Genomic DNA, 8375 nt, shown 5'->3' with positions numbered 1-8375 from the left:
GGCACGCCGGAAACAGTCGGCTTATCGTCGAAGAATCCGACACGTTCGCGATGTTGCCGCTCATGATACTCCACGACGAGGCCAAGAGCTGGATAAAAGCCATCGACAGGCAACGGCTTCCGGTAACCGCGGCGATCTGGATCTCCGGTCAAAAACGGAAAGCAATGCTGCCGGACGGCTTTGAGCCCGAGAACTGCGTCGCAGAGATCAAGCACGTAATGCTCGTCGCGAACTGCGGCCGGGACAACGCCTTGTATGGCCTTTGAAGTCGATAGGAGCTTGAGGCGCTTGCCGCTCAACTGGGCCATGACCCTTTCCATGTCTTGGTGCTGATCGCTCCCTCGCACGACCTCCCAACGTCCGTTGTAAGGATGCCAATCGAGACTTGCAGCTCGAAGGGCAACTCGAAAGCGTTTCGGATCTATTCCGTTCGCAATGGCCATATCGACGGCAGTGATTAGCTGGCCTGGGATCGTCATGCCGGGTGCCCCTTCACGCAAATCCACGCACCATTGCTGCCTCGATGCCGGCCCACTCCTGCTCGTGTGATCCAGAATTGTTCGGCATGCCCGCCTTGGTCAAACAGCCCTTGGGATAGGTGTAGCTGTCGATCCGTCGCTCCGGCTCCTCGCGCCAAGCGATGTTCACCGCCCAGAACTTCGGGAAGAAGTAGAGGCTCGAATAGGGCAGGTGATCGTGGATCCACCAGGCAAGCTTGCGCCAATCCCCCTCTGAGTGAAATGTGTCCCAGAATGCCGGAACGACGACGCAGGCCGTGGCACCCATCCGGCCTTTGGCATCGCGTCGATCCCAAATATGCCCGGCAAAATTGGCTTCGTTCGAAGCGCAGTTGTACCCGCCCTTCCCCGCAGCTTGCATCTCATTGCCCAACGCGTTGACTTCGCACGAGCGAAAGGCGGATCGAACAGCGATGCGGCCAAACCGATCCTGCAACGGTTCAAGCAGTTCTTCGCAGAGCCTGCTTCCTGCCGCTATCGCCAGGTCAGGATCATCAGGCACGTTGCTCAGCCCATGAACCGCGGCGATGTCAGAGAACAGGAAATCGCGCATAAAGAATGACTTGGAAAGGCGAGCACGGCCCAATTCGGTCAGCGCCGCAACAGAGTCAGGTTTTCTCATGCGCCATGCCTCTTATCCCGATACGTCAAAAGCGGTCGCACGTTGGACCGATGCGCCAGGAGGGCCATCATTCCTTCTTGCAAGAGCACCAGATAGCCGATGTATGTGCTTCACAGTTTGAAAATGAGATCCGAGGTAGCCTTCATCAAATACCCTAAACGTACGCTATCAATCTGCGCTTTTCGACAAGCCTTTTCCCACCCCATCTGTGAACCCGTTGAAGGCGCGAGCTAAGAAATCAAATGACGCACTTTTTAGATAGCGTACTCACCGAATACGACGACACCCTTTCGTCCGATTCATATATTGACCCCATTGGCACGCTCATAATTTGGTCGGCATTCGGAAGACAGGTTTTCCGAAACAGGATAAACTCCATTTCGAACGATGTCCGAAATTTTACCCTCAACCTCTTTCACCACTACTTGGTGAAGACCTTGATTGAAGATGATGACGTCCAGCTCAGTCATACGCTAGCGCGGCAATATCAGAGCAAGGACAGCCTGAACTTCAAGCAGGCGTGCCTGATCTTCCTCGAAAATGTCTTCGTCTTCTCAATCCTGCGTCATGAGAAATCACAGGACGTGGAATCGACAGGAATTCTTGGCATCTCAAACGCGCGGCGACTTTGGGCGAATGAAGATCGCCCTCCGGCACTTATCCTTACCCATGAACCCGTCGGCCAAATCCTGGTCCGACAGCTCGGCCTCGGTGTCAGTGGTCGTTATAAAACACCGCTAATGGAAATGGGCTTCTTCGATGGCAATTATCACTATCACAAGCCAGCATATCAAAGCCGGTGGGCGGATGCCGAAAAGCTCATAATCGGCCAGCCAAAGAGCTCGCTCGGCAAGGTTGCTCGCAAAGCATATGAATTCCTCAAGGAATGCGTCTCCCGACCAATTCAAGGCGGGAAGCTTCCATTCGGCGATGTGCCGGCAGATCTGACCCGAGCATACGCTCGCGCATTTGCCTCGCCTCAAGCAGTCGGAAGTTACGCGAAAGAGTTTTGGTTGATGCAGACAGAGCTCAATCAAGGGGCCGCCGGCGCGATTCTCGATGTTCTCGAAGAAACAGAAGATCTCTCGCCGCAAGAGGCAGTCGAGCAGGCACTTTCACACGACTTAGCTCCCGTTGAGAAGGCCAAGCTCGAGCACATTTTGCACCTGGAGCCGTTCCTGGCGGATTGCTCGCTCCTATTTACCATCATGGCATCTCGGCGGACCCAATCGACCGATGATATCGCGAGCACCTGGGCAAAGTTCGGCCGGGACGCGACACGCTTGCCCAGCGCATCAGATGCGATAGCTGAGTATGCGAACCTACCAGCCATCAAAGGCACTGAAGCGGCAAAGCGCTTCATGCAGCTTGTGATGGCTGCAAATGCTGGCAGCCTCGATGATCAAATTCGAGCGCTAGCCCGCTACCACAGCTCGGTAATGCAATCCCGTGGCCAGGTTTCATGGCTGAATGTCGGCGGTGACGGCACCATCAGTGTCCACGCGCGGACAGTTTCTCTGCCCGAGCCTGACAGCCGAACGCCTGGTTCATGGTACAACAGCTATTATCTCCCTCAGTTCAGCAGCTTCGTGAATGGCCTGCGTGGAGAGGCCGCATGAAGCTCTTACAAGAATTGAAGCGCAAGGTGACCGGCATGGGCCCCTTACGCCGAGCATGGTTCACCACATTCAACTTGGACATTGAGTTCCTCGAGACGTTTGTCCTGCCTGCCACGATCGGCGCCGAGCCCCCGCGAAATCGCATAGAGTTCGAGCAGCTTCAGCAGGAACTCACGGAAAAAGGTACAGACGTCAGAGTCTTCTGCGATCCGCGCTTTATCGACACCAATCGCATCAAGAGGACCTGTGTCCCCATCCACGCAATTCGCCCTGATCGCGTGTCGCAGCGGTTCAGCGAACGCAGCCTTTTTCATCCCAAAGTTATCTATCTCGAGGATGCCAATGGTCGGCGCGTCGTCGGCGCGGGTAGCGCCAATCTAACGCTGTCGGGCTGGGGGAGGAATCTCGAAGCATTTGTTTTCCGCGAGGTTGAAAGTCTCGCAAACTATCGAGAAATCCGAAGATTTTTCGACGGACTGTGGGATGCGGCCGACATTGACGACGACGTAGGCAAACTTCGCGAGCGCCGAAAGTTTGCAAAGTCCAAGGAGAAATGGCGCTTTGTCCATAGCCTCCAGAACCAATCGTTCGCAGCGCAATTGTTCGACGGCTCGGTGGACTCAGACATCGTCGTCTGGTCGCCATATCTGCCTCGCGACCTCGCCGGTTTCATCGGCAAGCTGCAAACCTCGACGGCAACCGGAAACTTACGTGTCCATTTGGTGCCCGATCGAATCCAGAACAAATTCCTCAGGACTCAATGGAGTGAGGAATTGGGGCAAATGATAGAGCGTGGAAATCTGGCGTTCTATGATTGTCCAGTCGAACGCGACCACAGAACTGATCTATGCCATGCGAAGATCTGGAAGATTGGCAAGGCTTTGGCCGTTGGCTCGTGGAACTTCACTGCCCCCGGGTCCAACAGCCTTTGCGATGACAAGGGAAAATGGAGCCGAGACAACAACATTGAAGCCGGCATTATCATCGACGATGCAAATGACTGGCGGCTCATGCATGGCAAAGCACTGGCGCTAAGTCAGGCTGATTGCGCTTCGGACGAGCTCCTGGCCGACGAAGCCCTCAATCCCCCCGATCTGCCACCCTTCGATTTGCACGTAACCTTCGACTGGCATGCCCAAGTCTACGTGTTTTCCGGTGCATTGCTGGGAAAGGGAGCACGCGACGGATACTCCCTCTGTCTGCCCGGCGTCCAGGCACCTGTGCCATTGAAGTGGAAGCGCAGCGGCGAACCCGTACAACCGTCGGGAATTCGCGTGAATGACAGCGCGCTGCTCAAAGATCGGGTCTTTCGGGTCACCCATGATGGGAAAGAGGTTCATCGCGGCCTCATCAGCGAAACCAATCTGAAGTCTCGCCGAGCTCAAACATTCAATAGTTTGAATGATCTGCTGGAAGCGTTGGTCGTTGGCGACGATCCAGCATCATTTACAGACCTGCCGCTTCGAGGGCCTGATGACAGCGATAGCTTTCCAGACGACTCACCGGGGCGGCTAGAGCCGGGCTCAGAGCTTCTTCAGCGAGAAATTTCCGAGCACAGTTCGATCAGCTATTTTCGTCTCTTCAAAGCCATGCATGACTATCGCAAACGATATTCTGCGCTGGACAATCTGGAGCAGTTGGAAAAGCAAGTTTTCGTAGCGCCTGGATGTTTGCTCGAACTTGTCGAGAAGGCTCGCGAGACAATCCAAATTGATCACCGTTCGGTGTTCAACTGGTTCCTTGCAAATGAAGTGGCAACCGTTTGCATCTTGGCTCAGCGCCTTCGCCGCAAGCTCGTGCGCGGCGCTCGCGATCGTGAGCCAAACTACGTCCCGGCGCCCAAATCACGCTGGGAAAGCATAGGGATATCGGTGCCTGAAGCCCCCAACGGGGCATCGCCGGATTATGTCACACTGGTAAGGGCGCAGGCAGCATATGAGTGATTTCTGGCGACGTTTGAAACCAATGGAGGTCGCCAAGTGGATCAACTTTGGCGGGGTCAGTGGGGAATGGACTTATAATCCAGATCAGCCAGCAGGAATGGCCGCACTTCAGACCGAAGGCGTCGCTCATTTGTGGAACGTGCTTTCACGAAGCCCTGTAGCGCTGTTGGCCGATGAAGTCGGCATGGGCAAAACATTCGAAGCACTTGGCGTGGCAGCACTTCTGTGGCGAAAGAAGCCCGACGCCAAGGTTCTGGTGATCGCGCCGAACCGCGACATATGTGCACATTGGCAACGAGAGTTTTCGTCCTTTACCCGGGACCTCTACGTGAAGGCCGATGACTTCGTAAAAAGCAAAAGGGATGGGAAACCCGTACCTCCCTTTGGGGCTCACTATCGCCTGCCCGAATTGACCGAGGCAATTGAACAACGGCCCAACGATGCCGTCCCCGCCCAGTTTTATATCACGACAATTCACGCCCTCAGCGGCCTTCTCGATAGCGCCGACCTTTCCAGCGACAAGGCTCGTGCTGCAGGCAAGGCAGCCAGAAAACTTCACGAGCGAATTCTCTCCGCTACAGGTGGGACTGGTTTCGATCTTATGATCGTCGATGAGGCGCATTATTTTCGCAATCGCCGTGGCGGATCGCAGCGCGTCGCTGCTGCGGAAGAATTCTTCGGCAAGCCTGAGAGCCAAATCGCTCGGCGCACATTGCTACTGACGGCAACACCAAGCCACACGCATCTTGGCGATGTGGCAAGCATCCTGTCCTATTTTGTCGACCAGGCATCGCTTAAAGACAGAGCGGTCGATGACCTGATGCGCGCATACGCGCTGCGTCGCTTCCGGCGCATGGAAGGCAAGGGCGGGAGCTACACCAAGCACCAATACCGCCGCGAAATCGCAACTTCGTGCAGATTTGGAGACAATCCTCAGGACGAGATGTTTTTCGCGCTCTACCAAAAGCGCCTGATCGAAGACTGTGGTGTGGCCGATGAAAAAAGGCGGGCTCTCTACGGTTACCTAGAGGGCTTCGAATCTGCAGGACAAGTCGACATCGCCCGCGAGACGCTAACCGATAGTGAAGAGGCTGATGATGAGCGATCGAAGGATTTCAGAGCAGCTGCAGACACACGACTTCTGCAAGACATGAGCGCCGATTTTCGCAGCCTTTCAGGCTGTGCGCCCGATCACCCCAAATACGATGGCATCGTCAATCTCTGTACGCCATCAGACCTGTTCGGGATGGCGGCAGATCGCCCTCTGCACGAAGATAAGCATCTCGTCTTTGTACGCCGTATCCCGTCAGTCCGGGAGCTCACGAAGCGCATCAACGAGCGTTACGATGAATTGCTCGCAAAGCACATCGCTGAAACCCATGGCTGGGATGAAGAGGCTCGCCTTCGATGGAAAAAAAGCAACTGGTCGCGTGAGGTGTTCAATGAAATGACCGGCGCAAGCGATGGACGCGACGCTAATAGCGAAGATGACCAGATCGACGATATGGAAGGCGAGACCGATGGTGTCGACGACCACGACTACCTTCGCTCAAGAATTGCCGACCTGTTTGTGACGAAGAAGGCAACTGACGGCAGGCAGCCTGCACCACCAACAGACTGCTCCCGCTTCAGCCTCAATCTGCGCAAAACCACCGGCATCTTCTCGATGCTCCTGGAACCTGCCTCTGATTATCAATCAGGCGCCTATCACTGGCACTACCACTTCGTACAGGGCGGCAAGCAGCGCATGGATTTTGCCAAGGCTGCACAGATGCAGCGGATGGAAACACGAACCGAGTTTCCACGAGACGCGTTAGATGCATTACGCCCTCACGATGGAGATCAGCGCGAATACGATGCGCCGATCGGAACGATTTGGGGTCGAGTATTCGATCACCTGCCCGCGCCACAGAAGTCCAGACTTGTTGATTGGGCAACCGCTCGGCCGCGAATCGCGGAAAACTTTGCCAACTACATCAAGGCCGGATTTCTCTTCGCCAGCCCAGTCATCGTCGAACTCTACGGCTGGTATGTGACATTCGAGCGCGGCCTTGCTGACGATGAAAAGCACGCCAATGTGCAGCGCCGTTACCGGAAATTCCTGGATTTTGCAGACCTGCAAATTCCGAACTCCCTTTTGCTGAAGTACTTTAGTTCAGCCATCGCAACCTTCGAGCAGCTTTGCACTAAGATCATCGATCACGAAGTCGATGCCTGGGACAAGGGATGGCGAACACTCACTACGCTCTCCAGCCCGGCATGGTATGCAAGCGGCGAGTCCAGCCATCGGCAACACTTGATCCTGGGCTTCAACAGCCCCTTTTATCCGAACACACTGATTGCGACCTCAGTCTTCCAGGAGGGGGTAAATCTGCATCTGCAGTGCAGGAAGGTTCATCATTACGGTATTGCTTGGACGCCGGGCGATAATGAGCAGCGTGTGGGCCGCATCGACCGCCTCTTTGGCAAGGTGAACAGCCTCTTGCAGGAGCAAGGTCCAGACATGAGCGCTCTGGAAATCAACTATCCCTATCTCAAGGACAGTTTCGACGAAGATCAGGTTGGTTCGTTCATCGAGCGAAAATATGCAGTGGAAGACAAGATGGACCGATGCACGCAAGGTGACTTCGACAGGGAAATCCGCCTGAACCGATCTGGCTGGGAAGTCTTTTTGAGAACTCCGGTGCCGGACGCAGTATTGTCCGACCCCTACCCTGCTTCGTTCGGCCGAGACTGACCATTTGGCGACAAGCGCGGGATCATACCGTTCTCACAAGCATGAGAAGCTCCTTGAATTCCTCATTGTCGCTTGCCCCTTTCCAGAAGTTTATGAAGCGGCACACGATTTGGATATTTCCTCGGACGTAGTGCCCGTTGCTGTCGATCCTGTCTGGAGACGGCAAGAGATTGGTGTCGGCGCCAGGGCCATGAAAGTGAAACGGAATGCCGGTCAGGGCGCAGCGGTTTCCCTGCAAATCAAGCAATTCTGCAAGAAGATCTTCGAGCTCTTGGCCCGAAAGTCCAGACTCCTTGTTTTTCAACCGGCGTTCGACGATCTGGCCGTTCGATCTTCTGACCGTCTCTTCGATCGAGAAACGCATTGCGATAATTGACTTTTCTTTACCACCGATCACACGGCCCGAGTCTTTGCGTAATGCCGTTTGGCCAATCGCGCCCTCCGCCTCCAATTTCAGAAGATGGGCATATATCCAGCAGAATGAATGGGCATCTATTAGCCTGACATGGCGGATGCCAGCAGCTGCCTCAATGAGGGGAACGAGCTGCAGCAGGATCTCATTAAACCTCCTGTAGTTTTCCCAAGAGCACTGCTGCCGCGTTGAAAACTCGAGGTTCATGGCCGCAAAAGCGCGATCAAAGCCCGTTGGCTGAATGGGCATGAAGCGGTTCATGTCCTTCAGGAAGTAGAGATAGGCTATCAGCGGGTATTTGCGCCCGGTGAGTTCGGCCAGCTCCTCGAAGACCGCGCCTTCTTCACGATCTCCCAGATAGAGTTCGTAAAACAGTGTATCGAGCGCTTCCTTCAAACCGCGGTTAGTCCGGGCTTCAAGAAGGACGCGATGATCTCGATTGGCATGCCCTGAGAACACCGGGAATAAAAGGGGCCACGGATCGGCCGGTAGCACCGGATTAAAAATGGGCCAGTCCTGCTAGA

Annotated in this window: 6 protein-coding genes; 3 read left to right on the top strand and 3 right to left on the bottom strand. The window is 55.0% G+C overall.

Going from position 1 to position 8375, the window contains the following annotated elements; all coding sequences use genetic code 11:
• On the bottom strand, positions 1-479 hold a 479-nt coding region (locus K5Q19_RS02675; RefSeq protein ID WP_292940896.1), incomplete at its 3' end, for a hypothetical protein.
• 13 nt (positions 480-492) lie between these two features.
• Entirely contained in the window at positions 493-1140 is a 648-nt protein-coding gene (locus tag K5Q19_RS02670; RefSeq protein WP_292940893.1) for a hypothetical protein, read from the bottom strand.
• Between the two features lie 242 nt (positions 1141-1382).
• Between K5Q19_RS02670 and K5Q19_RS02665 the strand changes: the two genes are divergently transcribed.
• Genes K5Q19_RS02665 through K5Q19_RS02655 form a run of 3 tightly spaced genes read left to right on the top strand, consistent with a single transcriptional unit; the run spans position 1383 to position 7439 of the window.
• Positions 1383-2759 (top strand): hypothetical protein, encoded by a 1377-nt coding sequence (locus tag K5Q19_RS02665; RefSeq protein ID WP_292940890.1) that lies wholly within the window; start codon positions 1383-1385, stop codon positions 2757-2759.
• Positions 2756-4702, top strand: coding sequence for a phospholipase D-like domain-containing protein (locus tag K5Q19_RS02660; RefSeq protein WP_292940887.1), 1947 nt, complete (start codon positions 2756-2758; stop codon positions 4700-4702). The genes K5Q19_RS02665 and K5Q19_RS02660 overlap by 4 nt, the downstream gene beginning before the upstream one ends.
• Positions 4695-7439, top strand: coding sequence for an SNF2-related protein (locus K5Q19_RS02655; protein ID WP_292940884.1), 2745 nt, complete (start codon positions 4695-4697; stop codon positions 7437-7439). Before K5Q19_RS02660 ends, K5Q19_RS02655 begins: the two co-directional genes overlap by 8 nt.
• Before the next feature lie 22 nt (positions 7440-7461).
• Here K5Q19_RS02655 and K5Q19_RS02650 read toward each other — a convergent pair whose 3' ends face one another.
• Positions 7462-8247 carry a hypothetical protein gene (locus K5Q19_RS02650; protein ID WP_292940881.1) on the bottom strand — a complete coding sequence of 262 codons (786 nt, stop codon included), beginning with the start codon at positions 8245-8247 and terminating at the stop codon, positions 7462-7464.
• Between the last annotated feature and the right edge of the window lie 128 nt (positions 8248-8375).

The organism is Novosphingobium sp. (genome assembly GCF_019748365.1).
GTDB lineage: Bacteria > Pseudomonadota > Alphaproteobacteria > Sphingomonadales > Sphingomonadaceae > Novosphingobium.
The sequence above is the reverse complement of the archived record's forward strand: the minus strand, read 5'-3'. Positions and strand labels throughout refer to the sequence as shown.

Bases quoted from the DNA above. Each gene is read 5' to 3' on its own strand.
- K5Q19_RS02670 (WP_292940893.1), bottom strand. From the start codon at position 1,140: ATGAGAAAACCTGACTCTGTTGCGGCGCTGACCGAATTGGGCCGTGCT.
- K5Q19_RS02665 (WP_292940890.1), top strand. From the start codon at position 1,383: ATGACGCACTTTTTAGATAGCGTACTCACCGAATACGACGACACCCTT.
- K5Q19_RS02660 (WP_292940887.1), top strand. From the start codon at position 2,756: ATGAAGCTCTTACAAGAATTGAAGCGCAAGGTGACCGGCATGGGCCCC.
- K5Q19_RS02655 (WP_292940884.1), top strand. From the start codon at position 4,695: ATGAGTGATTTCTGGCGACGTTTGAAACCAATGGAGGTCGCCAAGTGG.